The organism is Frankia sp. R43 (genome assembly GCF_001306465.1).
Classification (GTDB): domain Bacteria; phylum Actinomycetota; class Actinomycetes; order Frankiales; family Frankiaceae; genus Parafrankia; species Parafrankia irregularis.
In genome coordinates, this window is record NZ_LFCW01000003.1 from 507,242 (window position 1) to 530,939 (window position 23,698).

Annotated in this window: 20 protein-coding genes; 11 read left to right on the forward strand and 9 right to left on the reverse strand. The window is 72.6% G+C overall.

Features of this window, described 5'->3' with window-relative positions; genetic code table 11:
* The first annotated feature begins 84 nt into the window (after nucleotides 1–84).
* Together ACG83_RS15705 and ACG83_RS15710 are read left to right on the forward strand one after the other, a co-directional pair.
* Nucleotides 85–681 carry a TetR/AcrR family transcriptional regulator gene (locus tag ACG83_RS15705; RefSeq protein WP_054566941.1) on the forward strand — a complete coding sequence of 199 codons (597 nt, stop codon included), beginning with the start codon at nucleotides 85–87 and terminating at the stop codon, nucleotides 679–681.
* Nucleotides 682–803: 122 nt separating this feature from the next.
* Entirely contained in the window at nucleotides 804–2,054 is a 1,251-nt protein-coding gene (locus tag ACG83_RS15710) for a nucleotide disphospho-sugar-binding domain-containing protein (protein ID WP_054566942.1), read from the forward strand.
* A 23-nt stretch (nucleotides 2,055–2,077) separates the two neighbouring features.
* Here the strand turns inward: ACG83_RS15710 and ACG83_RS15715 are convergent, their stop codons facing one another.
* Nucleotides 2,078–3,889 (reverse strand): serine/threonine-protein kinase, encoded by a 1,812-nt coding sequence (locus tag ACG83_RS15715; protein WP_054566943.1) that lies wholly within the window; start codon nucleotides 3,887–3,889, stop codon nucleotides 2,078–2,080.
* Between the two features lie 131 nt (nucleotides 3,890–4,020).
* On the opposite strand from ACG83_RS15715, the gene ACG83_RS45415 reads away from it, so the two are divergent.
* A complete protein-coding gene (locus tag ACG83_RS45415; protein ID WP_161934766.1) occupies nucleotides 4,021–4,179 on the forward strand; it encodes a hypothetical protein in 159 nt (52 codons plus the stop codon).
* Here the strand turns inward: ACG83_RS45415 and ACG83_RS15720 are convergent.
* Nucleotides 4,170–4,832: a hypothetical protein gene (locus tag ACG83_RS15720; protein ID WP_054566944.1), complete on the reverse strand. Its 663-nt coding sequence runs from the start codon at nucleotides 4,830–4,832 to the stop codon at nucleotides 4,170–4,172. The two genes, ACG83_RS45415 and ACG83_RS15720, sit on opposite strands and share 10 nt — an antisense overlap.
* Before the next feature lie 772 nt (nucleotides 4,833–5,604).
* On the opposite strand from ACG83_RS15720, the gene mbhE reads away from it, so the two are divergent.
* Genes mbhE through mnhG form a run of 6 tightly spaced genes read left to right on the forward strand, consistent with a single transcriptional unit; the run spans nucleotide 5,605 to nucleotide 12,022 of the window.
* Nucleotides 5,605–8,601 carry a hydrogen gas-evolving membrane-bound hydrogenase subunit E gene (gene mbhE / locus ACG83_RS15725; protein WP_054567261.1) on the forward strand — a complete coding sequence of 999 codons (2,997 nt, stop codon included), beginning with the start codon at nucleotides 5,605–5,607 and terminating at the stop codon, nucleotides 8,599–8,601.
* Complete coding sequence (locus ACG83_RS15730) at nucleotides 8,598–9,110, forward strand: Na(+)/H(+) antiporter subunit C (RefSeq protein ID WP_054566945.1); 513 nt, start codon at nucleotides 8,598–8,600, stop codon at nucleotides 9,108–9,110. The genes mbhE and ACG83_RS15730 overlap by 4 nt, the downstream gene beginning before the upstream one ends.
* A complete protein-coding gene (locus ACG83_RS15735) occupies nucleotides 9,107–10,702 on the forward strand; it encodes a Na+/H+ antiporter subunit D (protein WP_054566946.1) in 1,596 nt (531 codons plus the stop codon). Before ACG83_RS15730 ends, ACG83_RS15735 begins: the two co-directional genes overlap by 4 nt.
* A complete protein-coding gene (locus ACG83_RS15740) occupies nucleotides 10,699–11,319 on the forward strand; it encodes a Na+/H+ antiporter subunit E (RefSeq protein ID WP_083473277.1) in 621 nt (206 codons plus the stop codon). Before ACG83_RS15735 ends, ACG83_RS15740 begins: the two co-directional genes overlap by 4 nt.
* Nucleotides 11,320–11,321: 2 nt before the next feature.
* Nucleotides 11,322–11,588: a monovalent cation/H+ antiporter complex subunit F gene (locus ACG83_RS15745; protein WP_054566947.1), complete on the forward strand. Its 267-nt coding sequence runs from the start codon at nucleotides 11,322–11,324 to the stop codon at nucleotides 11,586–11,588.
* A complete protein-coding gene (gene mnhG / locus ACG83_RS15750) occupies nucleotides 11,588–12,022 on the forward strand; it encodes a monovalent cation/H(+) antiporter subunit G (RefSeq protein ID WP_083473278.1) in 435 nt (144 codons plus the stop codon). Before ACG83_RS15745 ends, mnhG begins: the two co-directional genes overlap by 1 nt.
* A 30-nt stretch (nucleotides 12,023–12,052) precedes the next feature.
* Here the strand turns inward: mnhG and ACG83_RS15755 are convergent, their stop codons facing one another.
* The 4 genes from ACG83_RS15755 to ACG83_RS15770 form a co-directional block, all read right to left on the reverse strand.
* Nucleotides 12,053–12,976 carry a PAC2 family protein gene (locus ACG83_RS15755; protein ID WP_054566948.1) on the reverse strand — a complete coding sequence of 308 codons (924 nt, stop codon included), beginning with the start codon at nucleotides 12,974–12,976 and terminating at the stop codon, nucleotides 12,053–12,055.
* A 189-nt stretch (nucleotides 12,977–13,165) separates the two neighbouring features.
* Entirely contained in the window at nucleotides 13,166–13,879 is a 714-nt protein-coding gene (locus ACG83_RS15760) for a DUF1707 domain-containing protein (protein ID WP_054566949.1), read from the reverse strand.
* A 116-nt stretch (nucleotides 13,880–13,995) separates the two neighbouring features.
* Entirely contained in the window at nucleotides 13,996–15,903 is a 1,908-nt protein-coding gene (locus ACG83_RS15765) for an LCP family protein (RefSeq protein ID WP_235497929.1), read from the reverse strand.
* A 312-nt stretch (nucleotides 15,904–16,215) separates the two neighbouring features.
* A complete protein-coding gene (locus ACG83_RS15770; RefSeq protein ID WP_235497930.1) occupies nucleotides 16,216–17,088 on the reverse strand; it encodes a class I SAM-dependent methyltransferase in 873 nt (290 codons plus the stop codon).
* A 368-nt stretch (nucleotides 17,089–17,456) separates the two neighbouring features.
* Between ACG83_RS15770 and ACG83_RS15775 the strand changes: the two genes are divergently transcribed.
* Both ACG83_RS15775 and ACG83_RS15780 read left to right on the forward strand, forming a co-directional pair.
* Nucleotides 17,457–18,524: an SDR family oxidoreductase gene (locus tag ACG83_RS15775; protein WP_054566950.1), complete on the forward strand. Its 1,068-nt coding sequence runs from the start codon at nucleotides 17,457–17,459 to the stop codon at nucleotides 18,522–18,524.
* A 67-nt stretch (nucleotides 18,525–18,591) separates the two neighbouring features.
* Entirely contained in the window at nucleotides 18,592–20,499 is a 1,908-nt protein-coding gene (locus ACG83_RS15780) for a UDP-N-acetyl glucosamine 2-epimerase (protein WP_083473279.1), read from the forward strand.
* A gap of 81 nt (nucleotides 20,500–20,580) precedes the next feature.
* Here the strand turns inward: ACG83_RS15780 and ACG83_RS15785 are convergent, their stop codons facing one another.
* From ACG83_RS15785 to ACG83_RS15795, 3 genes are all read right to left on the reverse strand, one after another.
* Nucleotides 20,581–21,648, reverse strand: coding sequence for a heme A synthase (locus ACG83_RS15785; protein WP_054566951.1), 1,068 nt, complete (start codon nucleotides 21,646–21,648; stop codon nucleotides 20,581–20,583).
* A gap of 61 nt (nucleotides 21,649–21,709) precedes the next feature.
* Nucleotides 21,710–22,516 carry an ABC transporter permease gene (locus tag ACG83_RS15790; RefSeq protein ID WP_054566952.1) on the reverse strand — a complete coding sequence of 269 codons (807 nt, stop codon included), beginning with the start codon at nucleotides 22,514–22,516 and terminating at the stop codon, nucleotides 21,710–21,712.
* A gap of 1 nt (nucleotide 22,517) precedes the next feature.
* Entirely contained in the window at nucleotides 22,518–23,651 is a 1,134-nt protein-coding gene (locus ACG83_RS15795; protein ID WP_054566953.1) for an ABC transporter ATP-binding protein, read from the reverse strand.
* Nucleotides 23,652–23,698: the final 47 nt, after the last annotated feature.

Below are 23,698 nucleotides of genomic sequence, written 5' to 3' on the forward strand. Positions count from 1 at the left end.
CCGGTCCGGCGTTCGTCCCGCCGTCGCGCGCGTGACAGGCCGCCCGCGTTCCGCGTTCCCCCATTCGGCGGTAATGTCCATACCGTGAAATCGAGGGTGACCCGCGGCTACCAGCAGCGCCAGCGCTCCGAGGCCGCGGCGGCGAACACCGAACGCATCCTCGCCGCGGGCGCCGAGCTGTTCACCCGGCACCCGTTCGACCAGGTCACGCTGGCCATGGTCGCCGAGCACGCCGAGGTCGGCGTCCAGACCGTGATCAGGCGGTTCGGGACGAAGGACGGCCTGGTGCGGGCGATCAGTGCCTGGATGGCGCCGCAGATCGAGGCGACCCGAGGCATCCCGGACGTCTCCGATCCGGCGGTGGTCGCCGAGCGTCTTGCCCGGCACTACGAGCGGTGGGGCGACGTGACGGATCGGGCGATCCGCCAGCAGGATGCCTCGCCCGCCCTGGCGGAGGTGGCGGAGGCCGGCCGGCGTGCCCACCGCGACTGGACGGCCACGGCGTTCGCCGCGGAGCTCGAAGGCCTGGCCCCGGATCGGCGGCACGATCTGCTGGGCCGGCTCGCCGCCGTCTGCGGCGTCGAGCTGTGGCTCGTCCTACGCCGTGATCAGGCGATGTCCGTGGAGGCGACACGTCACGCGGTCGCGGACCTCATCGCGGCCTGCCTCCGGTCACCCTGACGCCGCAACCGTCTCCCCACCGACTTCTTCTCTGCCTCTCCCGCCCACCCGCCCACGTCTGTCTCTCCCGCCCACGCGACCGGCGCCGGGCGGCGAACCGTCCTGCCCGAAGGAGCGCGACCATGGCCCGTTATCTCGTCTACTGCACCACCGCGCCCGGCCACCTGTTTCCGCTGGTGCCCGGCCTGCGTGCGCTGCGCGACCGCGGCCACGAGGTTCACCTGCGGATCGGGGCCAAGCTCGTCGACGGCCCGTGGACCCAGGGCCTGCATGTCGCGCCGACGGATCCGCGCATCGACGAGATCGACGTCAGGGAGCCCACCACCGGGTCTGGCGCGGCGCGGCTGCGGAAGGCGATCGCCGGGCTCATGTCGCGGGGGCCGCTGGAACGGGCCGACCTCGACCGGGCCATCGCCGAGACCGATCCGGACGTGGTTCTCGTCGACACCAACGCCTATGGCGCCGCGGTCGCCGCCCGGGCGTCGGGGCGACGGTGGGGGATCACCCTGCCGACTCTGATCGCCCTGCCCGGCAAGGGCATCCCGCCGTACGGGATGGGTCTCGCGCCGGCGTCCGGCCCGCTGGGACGACTGCGCGACAGGGTGCTGTGGCCGCTGCTCATCCGGCAGTTCGGCGCCGCGATGCTGCCCCCGCTCAACGAGCTGCGGGCCGGGGCGGGTCTCGCCCCGCTGACCAGCCCACTCGACTATCTCCTCGAGGCCGACCAGGTGCTGGTGCTGACCGGCGAGCCGCTGGAGTACCCACGCTCGGACGTCCCCGCCCACATCCGTTTCGTGGGCGCCCAGATCTACGACCCGCCGGGGGAGACGCCGGCCTGGCTGGAGGAGCCCGGAGATCCCTGGGTGCTGGTGACCACATCGACCGAGTACCAGGGCGACGAGCGTCTCGCCCTGGCGGCGGCCCAGGCGCTGCGTGACGAGCCGGTCCGGGTCCTGATCACGCTCGCCGATGCCTTCGGGCGTGTCGACCTGCCGGCGGCGCCCAACATCCGCGTCGAGCGGTTCGTGCCGCACGGGCCCGTCCTGGAGCGGGCGGCGGCCGTCGTCTGCCACAGCGGGATGGGCATCGTCCAGAAGGCGGTCGCCGCGGGCGTGCCTGTGGTCGCCGTGCCGTTCGGCCGTGACCAGCCCGAGGTCGCCCGCCGTGTCGTGGAGGCCGGCGCGGGTGTGCTGCTGCCGGCTCGGAAACTCACGGCGGACCGCCTGCGGGCCGCCGTCGGCACGGCGAGGGGCCAGCGTGCCGGTGCGCTTCAGGCCTCACGTCGCCTGCTGCGCCAGGCCGGCGGCGAGGTCTTCGCGGTCGCGGCCGAGGAGCTGCTGGCGGGAACCGCGGTGTCGTCGCAGGCGGTCTGAGCCCGCGCCGGGCCTGCTCCCGATCAGGGCGGCGGGTCCGCGGGCGTCGGTGCTCCGGTCGCCGTCGGGGCCGACGAGTCTGGCCGCTCACGAGGATCCGGGTCGGTTCCCGAGCCCGGATCAGTACTGTCGGCCGGCGGGGAGACCGATGTCCCCTGGTGCGGCTGTGTGGGCGGTGGCGTCGGGCCGCCCGGTTCCGATGGCGTCGGGCTCCCACCACCGGCCGGTGCCCCGCCGGTGGTGGCGCTCGGGCGGTCCGCGGGGTGCAGGTGCGAGTGCGAGCCCGCCATGTCGGCCGACGGCGAGGTGACCAGCCAGAACGAACCCGCTTCGCCCGGCTGCTCAACCCGACGGTGACCGTCGTCCGCGTGGGTCTCGGCGCGGGGGGTCGTCGGTGGCGCGACCGGGCCGGTGGCCGGCACCGGGCCGGTGGTTGGGCGGTGGTCGATCGCATCCTGCCCTGGGAACCCGGATCGCGTCGAGCTGTCGCGTTGCGCCTCGGCAACGTCTCCACTCAGATCGTCGCGGTCCGCCGGCTCGCCGGGGCCGTTCACCCCCGCCGGCCCGGGAGTCTCGGTGTGGCTACCGCGTCCGCGCAGGTCCCAGGGGCCGGGCAGTCGGTTGCCCACCGGTGCCACGGCGATGACAGCGATCGTCGCGGCGGCGGTGCCCACGAGGACGCAGAGCCCGACCAGCGGGTGCCGGCCGGCTCGAGCCGGCCGGGCAGGCTCGATCGGCTCGACCCGCTCACCGGGCCCGCTCCCGCCCGATGATCCCAGCTCGCCCCGCGTATCCGGCGTATCCGGCGTATCCGGCGCGTCCGGTTCGTCCGGTGCTGGCCGCTCACCGGGCTGGACCGGCTCGTCCGACGCGTCCGGTGCTGGCCGCTCACCGGGCTCGACCGGCCCGTCCGACACCGCAGGGTGTCGCAGGCGTTGGTCTATCTCGGCGAGCACGGGCACCGGCAGCCAGGTCGTCGTCTGCGCGCTGTCGGACGGCTGGTGGTGGCAGCCGGAAAGGATCTCCCGGGGCGTCGGTCGTTGCGCGGGCACCTTGCGCAGGCACGAGGTGATGAGCGCATGCAGCTCGCCGTCGACGCCGGTGAGGTCCGGCTCCTCCCGGACGACCCGGTAGAGGACGTCCGCGGTGTTGCCCTCCCCGAAGGCGTTGCGGCCGGTGGCTGCGAAGGCGAGCACCGAACCGAGGGCGAAGACGTCGGACGACGCGTCGACCCGTCCACTGCGGGCCTGTTCCGGCGACATGTAGGCGGGCGATCCGACGATGCGCCCGGTGGTGATGGTGCCCGAGTGGAATTCGGCCCGCGCGATACCGAAGTCGATGACCCGTGGTCCGTCGACTGCCAGCAGGACGTTCGCGGGCTTGAGGTCACGGTGGATCACACCGGCCGCGTGGATGGCGACCAGCGCCCGGGCGATCCCGGCGGCGAGCGTGGCGACGCTGGCGGGCGGGAGGGGGCCGTTGCGGGCCACGCTGTCGCGCAGGGTGGGGCCGTGCACGTAGGCGGTGGCGAGCCAGGGGAGGGGCGCATCGACGTCCGCCGCGATCAGGGGTGCGGTGAAGGGGCTCTCGACCCGCCCGATCGCCGCGACCTCACGTTCGAAGCGTCGCCGGAACGTGCGGTCGGACGCCATGTCCGCCCGGATCATCTTGACCGCGACGGGTCGCCGATCGGGGGAGTGCCCGAGGTACACGGTGCCCATGCCGCCGGCGCCGAGGCGTCCGCGGATCCGGAAGGGCCCGATCACACGGGGGTCGTCCGAGGTGAGCGGGGAGACGAACTCGCTCGCGCTCGTGGGAAGGTCTTGTCCTCGCACTGCCTGTCGGCCCTCCTCCGGTGCGCGGCGCGGTTCACCGGCAGGCCCGTTGGCTGTGGCCGTGATCCTGCCAGCGTGCGGGCCGGAGACCGCCCAGGTGGACGCGCATCAGAGTTGACGAGTATCTGACAGTGACGGAAGTTGGCTACCGGACGGCGGGAGCCGACGCCGGGACGGCGGGAGCCGACGCCGGGACGGCGGGAGCCGACGCCGGGACGGCGGGAGCCGACGCCGGGACGGCGGGAGCCGACGCCGGGACGGCGGGAGCCGACGCCGGGAGTCAGAGGTGAGCCCCGCCCGGGGACGTCGCGGCGGGGGACGGTAGCGGGGCACCTGCCGGCTCGGGCGCCGTCTCGCCCGCCGGCCTGGCCGGCGGCTCGGCCGGCGAGACGGGCACCGGCCCGCGTTGACGAGGGCCGGCCTGCCGACCGCGCCGGGTCCGGCCCCAGGGCTTCAGCGTCGACAGGAACGTGGCCGTGATGAACAGGGCGTTCATAAGGCAGGCGCCGGTGATGATGGCCACCGCCGGAGCGCTGTAGTGAATCTCGCCGTCGGCGGTGGCATCACCGGCCCTGACGATCAGTGTCCGCATGAAGCCGGCGGCGAAGATGACGGCGAACACCGTGATCGCCAGCTTCGTCACGACCCACCAGTGGTGCAGCAGACCCCAGCGGGTCCGTAGCGAGATCAGGATTCCGGTGGCGAGTGTGAGCAGTGCGAGTGGAATGTTGAGCGCCCGGTCGAATACGTGCATGAGCTCGTAGGCGGGATGCCTGATGTCACCGTTGACGGAGGCCGTCACCGCCAGTGCGAGCTGGCCGAGGGCAACCCCGTTCCAGCCCACACTGACCAGTACATGCGCGGTGAGGAGAAGCTGGCGGCTTAATCGCTTCTGCCGTGGCTTTGCCGGGGCCTTGGTGGAGGTGATCGCGGTGGCGCTCATACCGCTGCCCCCGAGGGGCCATGGGCGTGACCCTGATCAGAAAGTGTCATCGTGCGGCGCCGCACCATACCGAGCCCCCCGGGTACCCCAGCTGGACCGAAACCACATACATCGCATTGCCTGATCGGATGGTAGTCCTTTAGTGCCATGATCACGACATGATGCCTGAAATGTATTCCCGGTGCCATTGGTTGCCATTCGACAAGTTCTGGGCGCTGTCCGGATGGGGTGGGAGGCGTCCGGAGGGCCTGGCGGGAGGTGTCTGCCGGCGTGGGGTCGGAAGGTGGGATGGCTACGCTTGGTAGTCGCTATTCGTTTCATTCGGTCGGTGTTTTTTCTTTATGAGCACGTCCGGATGGCCGTGGCTGATGTGCGCCCGCAGCGCCGACATCGGTCTGGTTGCGGTGCGTGAGGGGCGGGGTGGTGGTCCGGTCGGGTGCGCGTGGCGCGTGGGTAGCTGGTGGGGGCTGCCGAGTGTCCGGTCTCGGGGTTGGTCGTGACCTGTCGTGAATGTCGGGGAAGCGTTGCTGGCTCGGCGTGTCGCGATGTCGGTTCGGCGTGTCGTCGCGACCGGCGCCCGGGCCGGCGCGGCCGGACGCGGCCGGGCGCGGCCGGACGCCGGGGCAGGGCGCGCGGCTCGGCCGGGTGCGCTGGCGCGCCGGAACGGCCGATCCCAGCGCAGCGTGACACTTTGGCAACTCGATACCTGGGGGTGCGGGGAGATGGCCGGAGCGGGGACGGCGCCTGAGGACATGTATGGGTGGCGAGCGGTGTGTTCGTTGCCCTAGGCGCCCACCTGCTCCTCGCCGTCACCCTGCCCGCGCTGGCCGGCCGGTTGGGGCGGGGCTGCTATCTGCTGGCGGCCACGGTTCCCGCCGCCGCGTTCGGCTGGCTGGTGGCCCGGATCCCGGCGGTGCTCGACAGCGTGCCGACGGGTGGCGCCGGTGCTGGTGCCGGGGCGGCCGGGAGTGCCGGGCTGACGGAGGTCATCCCCTGGGCGGGTGCGGTCGGCCTGGAGCTCGCGCTCCGGCTGACCCCGCTGGCGCTGCTGATGGCGTTGCTCGTGACCGGTGTCGGCGCGCTGGTGATGATCTATTCCTTCTCCTACCACGACGCCGACGGAGCACACGGAACAAACGGGACAAAAGAAACAAGCGGAGCACACGGAGCTCCGGCTGGTCCGCCCGCCCGTCCGCGGGGGCTCGGCGGCATGAGCGCCGCGCTGCTGGGGTTCGCCGGCGCGATGCTGGGCCTCGTCCTGGCTGATGACCTGTTCACGCTCTACGTCTTCTGGGAGCTCACGACCGTTCTGTCCTTTCTCCTGATCGGGCAGGACGGGATCGGCGCGGCCAACCGGCGCTCCGCCCTGCAGGCGCTGCTGACGACGACGCTCGGCGGGCTGCCGATGCTGCTCGGTTTCGTTCTGCTGGGGATGACCGCCGGCACCACCCGCATCAGCGCGATCGTGGCCGCGCCCCCGTCCGGCCCGGTCGTGACGGTCGCGCTGGTGCTCGTGCTGGTGGGGGCGGTGACGAAGTCCGCGCAGCTCCCGTTCCATTCATGGCTGCCGGCGGCGATGGTCGCGCCGACACCGGTCAGTGCCTATCTGCACGCCGCGGCGATGGTGAAGGCCGGTGTCTTCCTCATCGCCGCGCTGATGCCGGCCTTCGCCGACGTCCCGGGCTGGCGGGTGCCCGCGGTCGTCATCGGCGCGACGACGATGCTGCTCGGCGGGGCGCGCGCGCTGCGCCAGACCGATCTCAAGCTGCTGCTCGCCTTCGGCACCGTCAGCCAGCTCGGCTTCCTGACCGCACTCGTCGGCTTCGGCTCCCGGACGGCGGCGCTTGCCGGGGCCACGGTGCTGCTCGCACACGGCCTGTTCAAGTCCGCGCTGTTCATGGTCGTGGGCGTCATCGACCACCAGGCGGGAACCCGCGACATCAGGGAGCTGTGCGGTCTGGGGCGGGCCGTTCCCGGTGTCTGCGCGGTGGCCGTGTTCGCGGCGGCCTCGATGGTGGGCCTGCCGCCCTTTCTCGGTTTCCTCGGCAAGGAGGCGGCCTTCGAGGCCTTCGCCCACGGCGGGCCGGGCGATCAGGTGCTGCTGGGTGTCCTGGTGGCCGGCGCGGTGCTGACCACCGCCTACACGCTGCGGTTCCTGTGGGGCGCCTTCGCCTCGCCCTCGGGCCGCCAGCCGCGGGCGATGGCCCGGCCGACCGTGCTGTTCGTGCTCCCGGCGGCGATGCCGGCTCTCGCCGGCCTTGGCCTCGGCCTCAACTACCAGGCAGTCGACCGGCTCGTCGGCTCCTACGCGGACGGCTATCCCAGCTCGGGTGATCGTTACCATCTGGCGCTCTGGCACGGGCTCGGCCTGCCCGTGTGGCTCACCGTGGTCGCGATCGGCGGGGGAGCGCTGCTCTTCGCGGCCGGGCTCCCGGGAGCGTCACCGGCGGGGCGGTCGGGGCGGTCGGCACGGTCCCCGCTGGTCCCCTCGGGTGCGTGGGTCGCGCGGGTGCGTCGGGTGCGTCGGGTGCTGGATGGGCAGCGCGGCTACGAGCAGGCCGTCCGTGCGCTGGACTGGTCGGCGGTGGCGGTGACCGGACGGCTGCAGGCCGGCTCCCTGCCGGTCTACCTGGCGGTCATCCTCGTCATGCTGCTGGCGGAGCCCGGCAGCGCGCTGATCACGGCCTCCTCCTGGCCGCACGAGTTGCCCCTGTGGGACTACCGCATCCAGCTTCCGTTGGCCGCCTGTGTCGTCCTCGCGTCGCTGGCGGTGGTCCGCGCGGACGGACGGCTCACCGCGACCCTGCTGCTGGGCACCGCCGGCTACGGCATCGGCGCGCTGTACGTGGTGGACGGAGCGCCGGATCTCGCTCTCGCCCAGTTCCTCGTCGAGACGCTCTCCCTGATCGCGTTCGTCTTCGTGCTGCGAAGGATGCCGGTTCGCTTCTCGACAGCCGACCGCTCGGCGCCGCTGTGGCTGGGACGGGTCGCCATCGCGGGGGCGGTCGGTGTGTTCGTCGCGGGCTTCGCCATCGTGACCAGCGGGTCACGGGCCACACCGGAGGTAGTGAGCACGCAGTTCATCGCCCGGTCGCCGGCCGAGACGGGTGCGACGAACGTGGTGAACGCGATCATCGTGGACTTCCGGGCCTTCGACACGCTGGGTGAGATCTCGGTGCTGGCGGTCGCCACCCTGGGTGTGGCCTCGTTGTTGCTGTTCGCCCGCACGCCGCCGCCGCGGGAGGCGACCGCGCCGCGAGGCACGACCGGGGGCGGGGCCGCCCCGGGCCCCGGGCGGTCCGTTCTGCTCGAGGTCACGACGCGGGCGGTGTTTCCCGTCCTGCTGGTCTTCTCGCTCTATCTGCTCTTCGCCGGCCACACCAGGACGGGCGGTGGGTTCTCCGGCGGTCTGGTCGCCGGCCTCGCGTTCGTGCTCCGCTATGTGTCCGGACGCCGGCACCGGGTCGGCGCCGCGGTGCCGGTGGTGCCGACCACCGTGATGGGCGCCGGCCTGGTCGTCGCCGGCGTCGCGGCGCTGGCGCCCACGCTGGTCGGTGATCCCGTGCTGGAAAGCTACGTCTTCCACGGTGAGCTGCCCGTCCTCGGGGACGTCGAGCTGGTGACCAGCGTCTTCTTCGACTGCGGGGTCTATCTGCTGATCGTCGGAGTCGTCCTGGAGCTGCTGCGCACCCTCGGCACAGCGGTCGACAAGGAGGCCGACGCCGGGCTTCGCGCCGCCGATGACCCGAGCATCGGGGTGTCGCCGTGAGCCCGGTGAACCTGACGTCGGCCGTCGTGGTGGGCGCGCTTTACACCACCGGCACCTATCTGCTGCTGCAGCGGTCGCTCATGCGCGTGCTGATCGGGCTCGTCCTGCTCGGGCACGGCACGACCCTGCTCCTGCTGCTGGTCGGTGGCGAGAGCGGGCAGCCGCCGATGGTCGGCTCGGTCCCGCCGGAGGCCATGTCGGACCCGCTCCCGCAGGGCATGGCGCTCACCTCCGTCGTCATCACGTTCGCGCTGACGACGTTCCTGCTCGCGCTGGCCTACCGGGCCTGGACGCTGCTCGGCGACGACGAGGTCCGGGATGACATCGAGGACGCGCGCATCGCCCGGATGGAGCGTGGCGGGGGCGAGCCGCCCTTCGGCGCGCCGGGTGATGCGGGCGCGCCGGGTGACTCGGGTGATCAGCGCGAGGCGGGTGATCAGCGTGAGCCGGGTGAGCTGGCCGTGCCCGGCCTGCTGGAACGCCACGACGCCCGCGGGCGGTACCCGTGAGCCTCCTGGTGGTCCTTCCGGTCGTGGTGCCGCTGCTCGCCGCCGGCGCCGTGCTGGTCATCAGCAGATGGATCATCGTGCGCCGGGTGCTGGCGCTGGCCGTCGTCGCGGGTGTCGTGGCGGACGCCGCCGCCATCCTGGTGATCGCCGACGCCGACGGCCCGCTGGTCGCGAACCTGGGCGGGTGGCCCGCACCGGTAGGCATCACGCTGGTCGCCGACCGGCTCTCCGGCCTGCTCCTGCTCACCTCGGCGGTCGTGACCTTCGCGGTCCTCGTCTACGCGATCGGCCAGGGCGTCACCGAGGAGGCACGGCTCGGCCGCAGCTCCGTCTTCGAATCGGTGTATCTGGTGCTCGTCGCCGGGGTGGCGCTCGCCTACCTGACCAGCGATCTGTTCAACCTGTTCGTGGCGTTCGAGGTCATGCTCGTGTCGTCCTACGTGCTGATCACCTTCGCCACCACACCGGGACGGATCCGGGCGGGCATGACCTACGTGATCGTCAGCATGACGTCCTCGTTGCTGTTCCTCACGATGCTGGCGCTGGTGTACGCGGCGACCGGGACGGTCAACCTCGCGGATCTCGCGGGACGGATGCAGCGGCTGCCGCCGGGCCTGGCCGAGACGCTCGGGCTGATGGCGCTCGTCGTCTTCGGGATCAAGGCCGCCTCGGTGCCGCTGCACTTCTGGCTGCCCGACAGCTATCCGACGGCGCCCGCGCCGGTGACCGCCGTCCTCGCGGCCCTGCTGACCAAGGTCGGCGTCTACGCGCTGCTGCGAACCCACACCCTCGTGTTCCACCATGACGGCGCGTGGGTGCTGCTGCTGGCCACCGCGATCGCGACGCTGCTCGTCGGCGCGATGGGCGCGCTGGCCCAGGACAACCTGAACCGGATGCTGTCGTTCCTGCTGGTCAGCCACATCGGCTACATGCTGTTCGGGCTGTCGCTCTTCACCGTGACCGGGTTCACCGGCGTGATCATCTACATGGTGCACCACATCCTCGCGCAGGCCGCGTTGTTCCTGGTCAGTGGCCTGATCACGCGCTATACGGGGACGTCGGTGCCGCGTCGGACCGGTGGTCTGGTGGCCGTGATACCGGTGACCGCGCTGCTGTTCGCACTCCCGGCGCTCAGCCTCGCCGGGATCCCGCCCTTCTCCGGCTTCGTCGCGAAGCTGACGCTGCTGGAGGCCGGCGCCCAGACCCGCACCTGGCCGGTGGACGTCGCGCTGGCGGCCAGCCTGATCACCAGCCTGCTCTCGCTGTATGTCGTGGCCCGGGTGTGGATCCAGGCGTTCTGGGGCCCGCGGCGCGGCCTTCCCGGCGCCGCGCAACAGGGCGCTGAGCAGGGCGCGCGACCGGGCGCGGAGCAGGCCGCCGAACGGAGCGGCCGGGCTGGGCCGGTGACCCGGCCGATGGTGCTCGCGACCGCCGGGGTCGTCGCCGCCGGCGTCGCGGTCGCGGTCTTCGCCGGGCCGCTGGCGTCGCTGAGCGAGCGGGCCGCGGGCGATCTGCTCGAGCCCACCGCGTACATCGACTCCGTCCTGCCCGGCGCGGGTACCGGCGCGGGTGCCGCCGGGGCCCGGCGATGACCGCGACACCGGCCGGGCGGCAGGCCGAGAGCGAGCCGCTGGTGGAGAGACCCGGGTCACGTGCGGCGCTTCGCCAGATGCTGCGCCGGCCCGGACGTCTGGTGTGGCTCTGGGTGGTCTGGGCGGCGCTGTGGGGGCGGCTGACACCGCTGGTGATGATCAGCGGTCTGGTCGTCGCGGCCGGTGTGCTTGTCCTGTTTCCGCTGCGGGATGCCGACGCGCCCGTCCGGTTCCGGCTGCTGCCCTCGTTCGCCCTGGTGGGCTGGCTCCTCGCCGATCTGGTCCCGGCGTCGCTGTCGGTCGCGGCCCAGATGATCAGAAACGGGCCGCGGACCCGGTCGGCGATCGTCGAGGTGCCACTGGCCGCGTCCTCGGAGATCATCTCGACGCTGACGGCGAACGCGATCTCGCTGGCACCCGGTGCCTTCGTCCTGGAGATCGACCACCAGCGCGGAGCGCTGTACGTCCACATGCTCGCCGTCGAGGACGACCGGATGGCGGACCGGGTCCGTGACTCCGTCCGGAGCATGCACCATCGAGTGCTGAAGGCGTTCGGCCTCGCGGAGGACGTCCGCCGGCCCACCGGGGCGCGGGCTCGCCCGCCCGGGAAGGGATGATCTTGACTGCTGTCTACACGGCCACCTTCGTCCTGCTGAGCATCGCCGGGCTGCTCACGCTCGCCAGGCTGCTGGTCGGGCCGACCGATCTCGACCGCATCGTCGCGTTGGACGTCCTGGTGATCCTCATCGCCGCGGGAGTCACCGTGGAGATCGGGATGCGCCGGGAGGGCTGGAACATCGCCCTGGTGGCGGTCGTCTCCCTGCTGGGGTTCCTGGGCTCCGTCACCGCGGCCCGGCTGGTGGAGCGACAGGGGGAGATCCGCTGATGGCCAGGCAGGTGATCTGTGCGGTGCTCCTGCTGGTCGGCTCGGTGTTCTGCGTGCTCGGAGCATGGGGCCTGCTGCGGTTCCCCGACGTGCCGTCCCGCCTGCAGGCCGCCACCAAGCCGCAGACGGTCGGCCTGGTGGCGATCCTGCTCGGCAGTGCCGTGCTGCTCCCGTTCCGGTTTGCGGTGGGCCTGCTGCTGGTGGCCCTGCTGCAGCTGGTCACAGCGCCCGTGATTGCGCAACGGGTCGGCCGCGCCGCCTATCGGACCGGCTGTTTCCGCCACGACCTGCTCGTCATGGACGACCTCGCCCGCCACCGCGAACAGCAGGCCGCCGCGGCTGACGCCGCCGGCGACCACCGCACCGGCGCGGATGACGACGCACCGCGCGGCGGACCTGCGGAGCCCGACGGGGACGGCCACCAGCGCCGGTGACATCGCGGGCGGCCGTCGGGGCGGTACCGGTCAGCCGGGCTGGGGGCCGCCCGGTTCGCTCTGCTCGGCGAGGAAGCGTTCCAGCTCCGCACCGAGCTCGTCGCCGGTCGGCAGCGGCTCGTCGCCGTCGACCACCGGCAGATTCGTGCCCTCGCGGCCACGGTGGAACGCGTCGTACTGCTCCTCGATGGCCTTGACCACGTCCGCGGCCTCGCCGCCGCCCTTGATCTGGCTGTCGATCTCGCCGCGGACCTCCAGCGCGGCGGACCGCAGCCCGTCCAGCGGCAGCAGCAGCCCGGTCGCTCTCGACACCGCGCTGAGCAACGCCTCCGTCGCCGCCGGGTAGGTCGCCTGGGCCAGATAGTGCGGGACGTGTGCCGCGAAGCCCATCGCGTCGGCCCCGGCCCGGCCGAGCTCGTACTCCAGCAGGTGCCCGGCGCTGCCGGGAACCGAGACCCGGCGGATCCACGGGTCGTTGCCGACCAGCAGCTCCTTGCGGGTCGCGTGCGCCGTGACACCACACGGCCGGGTGTGCGGAACCGCCATCGGGATCGCGTTGAGCCCGACCGACATCTGGACCCCGAGATCCTTCATGATCGTCCGAACGGCGCTGGTGAACCGCTTCCAGTGCAGGTCGGGCTCCGGACCGGAGAGCAGCAGGAAGGGCGTGCCCGCCTCGTCGTGCAGCAGCTCGATGGCCAGCACCGGATCCTCGTAGCTCTCCCAGTGGTCCTCGTAGAAGACCATCGGTGGCCGCCTGGAGCGGTAGTCCATGAGCTGGTCGACGTCGAAGGTGACGATCCGCTCGTGGTCGAGAGTCGTCGTGAGGTGCTCGCTGGCCAGACCCACCGCGCCGCCGGCGTCGACGACGCCCGTCATCGCCTCGATCAGGATGGGGCGGCCCAGGTCGTCCAGCTCGCTTCTGATCTCATAGAGGTCTCTGGGGTCAAGCATCGGTCGAGCCCTCCCTCACCGATCTGGTCCGCGGGATCCGCGTCCGCTCCTTCCGATTAGAAGGTCGCCGTGGCCGCTCCGCATTCCGGCCACTCGGAGCCGACATCGCCCGAGCCGACATAGGTCGAGCGTGCGGTGCTCGTGCCCGCGGTGCTCCGGAAGACATGATCGAGAATATCAGTGCGCATTCTAGCCGCGGCGGGACCAGACGCGCGCGGACGAAACCAGCCCCGTGGGCTGCCCCGCTGCCCTGGCTCCTGCCCGTCCGTGCTCCTGACCGGGGCGCCCGAGCAGCGAGCCGCTCGTGATCCGCAGGTCGCCGATCAGGCCGGCCAGCCGTAGCCGCAGCCGGGGCATGCCCGGGCGGGTCGGGACCACGGCCAGGTCCACGTGGCGGTCGCCGAGCGCGACGAGGCCACTCACGTCGACGCCGACACCGTCGGGAACGCTGATGGTCAGATCCCCGACCAGTGAGACGAAGCACAGGTCGACGGTGGCCTCCGCGAGAATCCGCTCGTCCAGCAGCGCCCCGCGCAGATCGAGGGCCCAGTTGCCGAGACCGTTGACGATCACTGTCCGGCGGGCCAGCCGCCACCGCCCGAAGCGGCGGCCGTCACCGAGAAGGGTGACCATCCGCGTGGTGGGGGCCTGCGGTGCGCGCCGGGCTTGCGCACCCTCGGGGTGTCCCGCGCGCAGATCGGCCTCGGCTCGTTCGAGCTCGGTGGTGGTGCGAGCCACCCAGGCTCGGTTGGTCCGCTCGCTGAGCTCGCCGAAGGTCAGCCGTCCGTCGGCGCAGGCCGCCCGGAGCCGGTCGGCACTTGCTCGGCGCTGCGCGTTGGTGACCGGTACGGGACCGGAGCCGGGGCCGGGCGCGTGGCCAGGGGCAGGGGAGGCGGCTGGCATGTCCTGACGGTAGCGGGGCGGCTGGCCGCAGGGGTGCCGGAGCCACGGCACCGCGGTGTCGGCAGCAGGACCAGCGGCAGACGGCGGCCGGCGCCGGCAGGTGCCATCCGCCGGAGTCAGTAGATGCAGGCTGCCGCCGCGGTCACCGGCGCTTCCTGCGCCTCGGACGCTGTCGGGGACGGGCTCGTCGGGGTCGCCCCACCGGTCGGGGTCGCCCCACCGGTCGGGGACGCCCCACCGGTCGGGGTCGCCCCGCCGGTCGCGGTCACGTTCGATCCGAAAGCGGCGGCCCTGGCCCAGCTCACGGTCCCGGCGGCTGCGGTTGTGCCGGTCAGCGCCGTGGGCCAGGGCTGGGGCCAGCCGCCGGAGTCCGGCTGGCCGTTCGACCCGGTGGCAGAGGCGGTGACCGTGGCCTGGGGCTGGGATGAGGTCTGGGCGCTCGGGCCGGACTCGGTTGTCGTGCCAGCGGTGTCCGGGGTGGGCGTGGCGGTGGCCTGCGGCGGGGCCGGCGACGTGACCGTTGCCCGGGGCCGCGTGGAGGCCGCCGGCGTCGAACCGGCCGCGGCGGCAGTCGCACTCGGTGTGATCTCGGCGCTCAGGTCAAGCGGGTCGACGGGACCGTCGGACGGCTCGAAGACCGTTGTGCTGCCGGTGACGTCGCGGAAGAACTGTCTCATCGCGGCGGGGTCGTAGAGGAAGTAGAAGACGGGGCTGTTGATCTGCCCGGTGATCGGGACGGTGGAGAAGGTCACCGCGCCCGTGGTCATGCCGCGCATCCGCTCGGCGAGCTCGCGCAGCTCGGAGAATCCGGTCTGGTCGTCCAGCAGCACCGACTCGGTCACCGCGCCGAGGAAGGAGGTCAGCCGGGACGGGCTCAGCAGTACGTTCTCGCTCAGCACCGTGCGGAACATGGCCGCGAGAAAGGCCTGCTGACGGCGGATTCGGGCCAGGTCCCCGTCGGCGAACCCATGCCGTTGCCGGACGAACGCCAGCGCGTTCTCACCGGAGAGATGGTTCACCCCGACCTGCCCGACGAATCCGGAGCTGGGATCGTTCAGGTTCGTCGACCGGACAGTCCGGCCGTTGTCCAGCGTATGTCTTTCGACAAAGGTCGACGCGTTGAGGCAGACGTCGATTCCGCCGATCGCGGCGGTCATCTGCTTGAAGCCGCCGAAGTCCAGTTCGGCGTAGTGGTCGATGCGCACCCCGGCGACCTGTTCGAGGGTCGCCACGAGCAGTGCGGGACCGCCCGCGCTGAAGGCCGCGTTCACCTTGTCGGTGCGTGCGCGGTGCCGGTCGCCGTCGTCATCCGTCCAGGCCGGGATGGGTACCCGCAGGTCGCGGGGGATCGACACGATCTGGGTCGTCCCGTCGGACGCCAGGTGGGCGATCATCATCGTGTCCGACCGGGCGCCGCCGACCTTCGCCGCGTCCGACCCGGTGCGGATGTCGGAACCGACCAGCAGCCAGGTCTCGGAACCGACGGGTGCCGACGGCGGCCGGGTGACGGTGATGTCGGCGGGTGGAGCGATCGTCTCGCGGTCGATCCGGCGGTCGTAGAACGTCACGACGAGCCAACCGGTGGCGGTGATGGCGATGACCACCAGCGACAGCAGCGAGGTCAGGACGAGCAGGGCACGCCGCAGGGGGCCGCGCGGGGCGGGGCGGCCGATGCCGTCGACGCCGAGCTGGTTGGCTCGCCGGGGCCGGCGGATCCACCGGCGGGAGGCCCGACCAGGCTGTGGTGCCGACAGTGCCGACAGTGCCGACAGTGCCGACTGTTCCGATGGTTCCTGTAGTTCCGTTGGCTCCGGCGGTATCGACAGGGGACCGGCCTCGTCGGCCTCGGCGCCCGGTTCGACCACTGGCGCGGTGGTCAGCGGTCCGTCGAGGACCGTGTCATCCAGGACCGTGTCATCCAGGATCGCGTCGTCCAGGATCGCGTCGTCGGGGAAGGCGTCATCCAGAGCCGCGTCGTGGAGGACCGCGTCGTCGGGGACGATCCGCTCGCTTTCCGTGGCCACCGGTGCCGTCGGGCTGGATGGATCTCCGACAGGCCGCGTGCCGGCCTCCTCCATCTCGCCCCTCTCACCACACCGGGAGCCAGCTGATGCCGGCGAATGCAGACAATAAGTCAATGAATAGCAATGCTGCTCGTCTGCAACGGTGATGTGATGGTCGCCGCGGGCTGAACCAGGACAACAAGTCTATGTGACGGACGTATTGGACTGTGCGGTTCGTCCACCAAGGTGCACGGAACGTCCTGCAAGCCGACTCGAATCCGGACCCGTCCGATCCGGCGCGTGGCGTGGCTTGATCCGGTCTCGGCCCGTCGCTCAGGGCCGGACGGCCACCAGATGCAGCGAGACCGGATCCGTCTCGACCAGCCCGGTGCTGGGGGTGGGCGTGCGCGAGAGGTGGAATCCGGCGGCGACCAGCCGGCGCCGCGCGGTGTGCTCGTCGTAGTGCCAGCGGTTCTGCGGGTCGGCCGGTTCACGGCGCCGCGGGTGCCGAGCGCGGCGCGGGTCGGCCGGCCGGTGCCCGTCGTTCAGCCGCTGCCAGGCGACGAGTTCGTCGGCGTCGATCTCACCGCGCACATAGCGGTCCACTGCCTGGCGGAGATCTGGCAGCACGAGGTGGAGCGTGCCACCGGGGCGCAGGATGCGGGCGCACTCCGCCAGCACCCGGCCGGCGACGCGCGGCGGCAGCTCCTGCACGACATGCGCGCAGAGGATGTGATCAACCGAGCCGTCGGCCAACGGCAGTCGCCGGCCCGGCCGGTGCCGGACGACAACCGCCGTCCGGCTGGCCTCCCACTGCCGGCGGACGGCCCAGCCACGGCCGCGGCCTCGTCCGGACCGTCCTGGGCGTGCGGGCCTGCGCGGGAGGTGACGGGTGAGCGTGGCCGCCAGCCGTGGCCACCGGACCGCCCGCCAGGCGGCCGTGCCCGTCCGGCGCAGCAGGCTCAGCGTTCGCGAGGCACACAGCGCACGGTGCAGGGCACGGGCCCACCCCAGCGCGGGATACGCGCCGACCAGCCCGGGCGAGTAGGACGGGTCGAGGTTCACGAAGTCCGCGAGCACCAGGTGCGACGAGGTGATGTTCACCCAGATCTCGCCGTGGCTGTTGCGGAGGTGGCGTAGGCGTCGGTCGCGACCGGGCAGCGTGGCGACCTGTCCTGGTGCGGCGGTCCACCGACCTGTTCCCACCGTTCTCCGTCCCGCTCCGCGCGGGCGGCCGGTTCGAGACCTTGCATACCCGCAGAGTTTGCGCTCAGGTGCAGAGAGTAGTGCCATCCTGGTCTGTGTCCGGCATCTCCGCTCGGCGCGCCTCGGGTGTCACTGACCCGCGCGGGTGGTGATGGGCGATGTGGGTCGTGATGTGCGGTCTCTGGTGTCTGATGCCGGCTGGTCTCGGCGCGCCACCACCTCGGATGGCGATCAATTGACTACCTAGAGTCATACTTGCCTGGCGTTGGCTGGTTGGCAGCCAACCGGCGGAGACCAGAACGGCCGGAGACCGACCATCCGGCGTGTCGCCCCTGGCGTGACCACGGTCGGAGAAGGAGGAGGAGCGGATGCGCGTACTGGTTCTCGGTGGCGACGGAATGCTCGGCGGCGAGCTGGTGCGCAGACTCGTCCGCGACCACGACGTCACCGCGACTGTCCGGGCGCACGCTCCGAGCTCGCCGTCGCCGGCCGACCGGGTCCTGTGCGGAGTGGACGTGTGCCACCCGGAGAGCCTGGTCGACGTCTTCGCGGCGACGCGCCCCGACGCGGTCGTGAACGCGGTCGGCCTGACCGCCCGGCGGGTGGGTGAACAAGGCATGCAACCCGCGATCGAGGTCAATGCGCTGTTCCCACACCGCCTCGCCCGGCTGTGCGGTGCCGCGGGCGCGAGGCTCGTTCACGTCTCCTCGGACTGCGTGTTCTCCGGGCGGCTGGGCGAGTACCACGAGGACGACGTCCCGGATCCGGTCGACGCCCACGGGATGACCAAGCTGCTCGGTGAGCTGACCGAGCCGGGAACACTCACGCTGCGGACGTCGGTGCTGGGGCTGGAGACGGCCGCCGTTCCCGCCGGCCTGGTCGAGTGGTTCCTGTCCGCCACCGGCCGGATCCCGGGGTATCGCCGGGTCGTCTACAGCGGCGTCACCACCGCGGAGTTCGCCCGTTTCGTGCATCTAGCCCTGGTCGGGCATCCGGACCTGAGCGGGGTCTGGCACCTCGCCTCCGAGCCCATCACGAAGTTCGACCTGCTCACGATGCTGGCTGACCGGCTCGGCCGGCACAACCTGGAGATCGTTCCGAGCGACGACGAGGTGCGCAACCGGGCTCTCTCCGCACGTCGGCTGTGGTCGGTGACGGGCTACCGGCCGCCGGTCTGGGCGGCGATGGTGGACGAGCTGGCGACCGCGATCGAGCGGCGCGAGATCGAGGGGGGCTCCAGACGCGGTTCCGCGCACGGCGCGGACGTGCCCGGAGTGCGCCGGGCGGCATCAGCCGGCCGCCTGACACCTACGTCGCTGCCGACGGCGACGTCGGCCCCAGCGCCTGCCCCAGCCCCAGCCCCAGCCCCTGCGTCGGCCGAGGCCTCGGCGGCGGCGGGCGCGTCGGCGTCGAACGGAGTGCGCGCCGACGCCTGAACCGTGGACCGAGCCAGTAGATCTTCTCCGGTGACAGTGGATCTTCTCCGGTAGAGAGGAGAACGACGTGTCGAGAACGACGGGTGGCACCGACAACGGGGACGGCGAGGAGCCGGCCCGGACGGGCTTCCTCCGGGGGCTGCTCCCCGGTGGGAGGTCGCAGCGCCAGCGCGGTGCGGCGGCGTCGGGTTCCGTGTGGTCGGACCCGCTGCGCTCCGCCCCGGACGGTGCGGTCGCGCCTGCGGACGCGGAGGTGGACGCGGGCGCCCCGGATTCCCCGGCCCGAGGCGGCACAGGTGCCCGGGGTGTCCTGGAGGGACTGAACGCCCTGGATGACGTGGGTGTGCTGAATGCTTCGGCTGGGCGCGATGACTCGGCTGGGCGCAGTGACTCGGCTGGGCGCGATGACTCGGCCGGGCTGGGTGGTGCGGCCGAGCCGGGGTCCCAGCTGCCGCACCGGATTCCGGTGGCCAGGTCCGGGCCGCGCCCAGGCGGCCTGGTGGGCACGGCGGACGGTGTCGTCGGGGACGGCACCGTCGTCCGGTCCGGTCCGACCGTGCCGACGGCGCCGTCGACCCCGTTCACCCCCGCCGGTCCGGCCGGGCCGGCGGCGCCGACCGTGCCGACCGTTCCCAGCCGCCGGCTGTCCCCGGACCGGGACCGGCAGGCCGCCCAGCGGCAGGCCTCGGCGGCCCGCGCGACCGTCCCCCAGCACGGGCTGCGTACGGAGATCGTGGGCGAGTCGTCAGCCGCGCCGACGGTGCGCCGCGGGCCCGCCGAGCATCGGCCGCGGGTCATGGTCCTGGTCGGGACCAGGCCTGAGCTCGTCAAGCTCAGCAGGGTGATGGTCGCCCTGGAACGGGTGGTCGACCTCTGCCTGGTCCATTCGGGGCAGAACTACGACTACGAGCTCAACCAGGTCTTCTTCGACGAGCTGGGCATCCGCAAACCGGACCACTTCCTGGACGCCGTCGGAGCGAGCCCGGCGGAGACCATCGGCCGGGTCATCGCCCGCGCCGACGCGGTCTTCGCGGACGAGTCCCCCGACGCCCTGCTGCTCTACGGGGACTCCAACACCACGCTGGCGGTGATCGCGGCGCGGCGGCGGCACATCCCGGTGTTCCACATGGCGGCGGGCAACCGCAGTTTCGACGACCGCGTGCCCGAGGAGATCAACCGCCGGCTCGTCGACCATCTCAGCGATGTCAACCTCGCCTCGACGGAGCATGCCCGCCGGAACCTGCTGGCGGAAGGCCTGCCGACGCAGCGGATCTTCGTCACCGGCTCGCCGATGAAGGAGGTCCTGAACGCCTACCTGCCGCTGGTCGAGGCCTCCGAGGCACTCACGACGCTGGGCGTGACGCCTGGCCACTACCTGGTCGTCAGCGCGCACCGGGAGGAGAACGTCGACCGTCCCGAGCTGCTCGCCGGCCTGCTGGAGACGCTGAACGGGCTGGCCGCCCGCTACCGGGTGCCGGTCATCGTATCCACCCATCCACGGACCAGGGCGCGCCTCGACGCGCTGGAGGCGACCGGGCGGGCGCCGTCGGTCGACGGCCTCGTCCGGTTCTGCCGGCCCTTCGGGTTCGCGGACTACATCGCGTTGCAGCGGGCCGCGCTGTGTGTGGTCTCCGACAGCGGGACGGTGACGGAGGAGGCGTCCCTGCTCGGCTTCCCCGCGGTGGTGATCCGCGAGGCCCACGAACATCCGGAGGGGGTCGACACCGGTGCGGTGGTCTCCTGCCTGCCCCGCCCCGACCGCGTCCTCGCCGCCGTCGGCCTGGCCACCGGCGAGGCCAGGGGCAGCCGGAGGAACAGCCCCGTCGCGGCCTATGACGTGGACGACGTGTCCCGGCGGGTGGTGCGGATCATCATCAGCCACATCGACTACGTCCGCCGGACGGTCTGGTACGAGCGCCCGGCGGCCGGCGCAGACGAGCCCACCTCCGGCGGGACCCCGCTCGTCTCGCCCTGAGCTGGTCCGGACGCTGGGTCGGTCCGGACCCTGAGCCGGTCCGGAGCAGCGGCTCCGGGGTGTGGTGTCAGGCGATGCCCGTCACGCGGTGGCGGGTGCGGGAGCTGGGACGCGCGCCGCGGAGCCGGCCCAGGCCGCCTCGGTGGCCGGGGCCCGTTCGCCCATCGCCAGCCAGAGCTGGATGGTGACGATCCACATGATCGTCGCGCCGGCCATGTGCAGGCCGACGAGCAGCGCCGGGATGCCGAGGAAGTACTGGGTGAACCCGATCGCGGCCTGGGCCACGACGGTGAGCAGCAGGGCGTGTGCGCTGCGCCGGGCCTCGGCGGGGACGGGAACGAGCCGCACGGCGAAGATCATGGCGAGGGTGAGGCCGGTGAGGACCATCGCGCCGTCGGCGTGGAGCTGCGCGACGTTGACGATGTCGAAGCCGAACCGCTTGGTTTCCTCGCTGTCGCCGCTGTGCGGGCCGGTGCCGGTGACGACGGTGCCCAGGGTGAGGACGCCCGCGGCGACCACGACCACGACCCGCGCGAGCCAGGCGAGCTCCGGCCGGACCGCCAGCGGGGTCGGCCCGTCGGCCTGCCGGGCCCGGCGGTGCAGGGCGACGGCGTTGAACAGCAGCACCATCGACAGCAGGAAGTGCGCGGCCACCGTCGCCGGATGCAGCTTGACCAGGACGGTGATGCCACCGAGCACCGCCTGGCCGACGAAGCCCAGCCACAGCCCGAGCGAGAGCAGCAGCAGATCGCGCCGCTTCTCCTGGAGCAGGCGCGCCGCGATGGGCAGGGCCAGCACCACGAGGCCGACCACGATGCTGATCAGCCGGTTGCCGAACTCGATCGCGCCGTTGATCGCGTAGGCCGAGTGGGGGGTGAACGAGCCGTCACCACACTGGGGCCAGGTCGGGCAGCCGAGACCGGAGCCGGTCAACCGCACGGCACCGCCGGTGACGACGATCGCCGCGAGCAGGACGACGCTGGCCAGCGTGAGGCGCCGGAACATGCGCAGCCCGATCACCGGGAGCCGGCCGGTGCCCGCTGCCCGGGCCGCACGGCTCGCCCGGGTCTGGTGGTTGCCGGCAGGGCTGGCGTCGCCGTCGGCGCGGGGCTTGCTCCGACGAGTGGTAGAAGATGGCATCGCGGCCATAGTAATCCGCCGGGTGCCGGCCGACGGGGTGTGCGCCGCCACTACCGGGGTGCCACCCGCCTTACTCCCAGCGGAAGAACCTGGCAGCCAGCCCAAGGGCACCGACGGACCACGCCGCCAGCACGATCAGGTTGCCGGCGCCGGGCCCGGCGCCCTCGGCGAGCACCGCGCGCAGCCCGTCGGACAGCGCCGCTGTCGGCAGCCCCTCGGCTACCACCCGCATCCAGCCGGGCAGCTCCTCGAGGGGGAACACGACCCCGCCGATCAGCAGCAGCAACAGGTACACCCCGTTGGCCGCGGCGAGTGTCGCCTCGGCCCGCAACGTGCCAGCCATCAGCAGTCCCAGCCCGGAGAAGGCTGCCGTCCCGAGCAGTACCAGCAGGACGACCCAGCCCGCGCTCGCCGCCGAGCCGTGCGGCTCCCAGCCGACCGCGAACCCGACCGCGACGAGCAGGACCAGCTGGACGATCTCCACCGCGAGCACGGCCAGCGTCTTGCCGGCGAGCAGGATCGACCGCGGCAGCGGCGAGGCCCCGAGCCGTTTGAGGACGCCGTAGGAGCGCTCGAAGCCGGTGGCGATCGCCTGCCCGGTGAACGCCGTCGACATCACGGCCAGGGCGAGCACGCCGGGGACGAGGAAGTCCACCGAGCGCTGCGCCGCCTGCGAGGTGGGCAGGACGTCCACGGCCGCGAAGAAGACGAGCAGACCGATCGGGATGATCAGGGTGAGCAGCACGGACTCGCCGCGGCGCAGGGTGAGGGTCAGCTCGAGCCGGGTCTGCGCGGCCAGCATCCGCCCGCGGGACGCGGCTCCGGGCGCCGGGCGGAGATCCAGCACGGGGGCAGGTGTGGCCTCGATGACACTCATCTCACTCCAGCTCCGTCCCGGTCAGGTCCAGGAAGACGTCCTCCAGGGTGCGCTGCTCGACGCGCAGGTCCTCGGCGAGCACACCGTTGCTGGCGCACCACGCGGTGACCGCGGCGAGCAGCTGCGGGTCGACGGTGCCCTGCACCAGGTAGTGACCGGGCGGGTTCTCCCAGCCGGTCGTGCCGTCGGGCAGGGCGAGCAGCAGGCGCGCGACGTCGAGGCCGCCCGGGGCGCGGAAGCGGAGCTGGCCCTCGGCGCCGCCGCGGGTGAGCTCGGCGGGCGAACCGGCCGCGACGACCCGGCCCCGGTTCACGATCACGACCTGGTCGGCGAGGCGCTCGGCCTCGTCCATGGCGTGGGTGGTGAGCACCACCGTGACGCCGGACAGACGCAGCTCCTCGATGAGCTCCCAGGTGTCACGGCGGCCCTGGACGTCGAGACCGGCGGTGGGCTCGTCCAGGAAGACCAGCTCCGGGCGGCCGACGACGGCCATCGCGAGCGAGAGCCGCTGCTGCTGGCCGCCGGAGAGCCGGCGGAACGGCGTGCCGGCCACCTCCGTCAGCCCGAGCCGTTCCATCAGCGTGCCGGTGTCGAGCGGGTGGGCGTGGTGCGCGGCGATCAGGCGCAGCATCTCGCCGGCGCGGGCACCCGGGTACATCCCGCCGGCCTGCAGCATCACGCCGACCCGCGGGCGCAGCGCGGCCGCGTCGCGCACCGGGTGCAGCCCGAGCACGCGGACGCCGCCGCTGTCGGCGGAGCGGAAGCCCTCGCAGATCTCGATGGTGGTCGTCTTGCCGGCACCGTTCGGCCCGAGGACCGCCGTCACGGACCCGGCCGAGACGCCCAGCGACAGCCCGTCGACCGCGCGTACCTCGGCCGGCGGGGGGATGCCCTCATCACGCTTGGTCGTGTCGTCCGGCGCGCGGTCGTGGGCGCCATGGGCGGCCCGGGCGTCGCGGGCACGGCCGCGGGACCGGGACGAGCCACGCCTCGACGGGGCTGGTGACCCGGCCTGCGCCTGCGCCGCACCCGCCTTCAGGTACCGCGGACGTGCCTGCCCCGCACCCGACGCACCCGCTGCCCGCCGGTAGGTCTTGACCAGCTCGGTCAGCTCGACTGCCAGGACCTCGGTCACGCCGCTGATCCTACGGACTGCGCGGGGGTGCCCGGTGTGAGCCGATC

Excerpts from the sequence above, each read along its gene's own strand:
- ACG83_RS15710 (WP_054566942.1), top strand. The coding sequence starts at position 804 with ATGGCCCGTTATCTCGTCTACTGCACCACCGCGCCCGGCCACCTGTTT.
- ACG83_RS15720 (WP_054566944.1), bottom strand. The coding sequence starts at position 4,832 with ATGAGCGCCACCGCGATCACCTCCACCAAGGCCCCGGCAAAGCCACGG.
- ACG83_RS15740 (WP_083473277.1), top strand. The coding sequence starts at position 10,699 with ATGACCGCGACACCGGCCGGGCGGCAGGCCGAGAGCGAGCCGCTGGTG.
- mnhG (WP_083473278.1), top strand. The coding sequence starts at position 11,588 with ATGGCCAGGCAGGTGATCTGTGCGGTGCTCCTGCTGGTCGGCTCGGTG.
- ACG83_RS15755 (WP_054566948.1), bottom strand. The coding sequence starts at position 12,976 with ATGCTTGACCCCAGAGACCTCTATGAGATCAGAAGCGAGCTGGACGAC.
- ACG83_RS15760 (WP_054566949.1), bottom strand. The coding sequence starts at position 13,879 with ATGCCAGCCGCCTCCCCTGCCCCTGGCCACGCGCCCGGCCCCGGCTCC.
- ACG83_RS15775 (WP_054566950.1), top strand. The coding sequence starts at position 17,457 with ATGCGCGTACTGGTTCTCGGTGGCGACGGAATGCTCGGCGGCGAGCTG.
- ACG83_RS15785 (WP_054566951.1), bottom strand. The coding sequence starts at position 21,648 with ATGGCCGCGATGCCATCTTCTACCACTCGTCGGAGCAAGCCCCGCGCC.
- ACG83_RS15790 (WP_054566952.1), bottom strand. The coding sequence starts at position 22,516 with ATGAGTGTCATCGAGGCCACACCTGCCCCCGTGCTGGATCTCCGCCCG.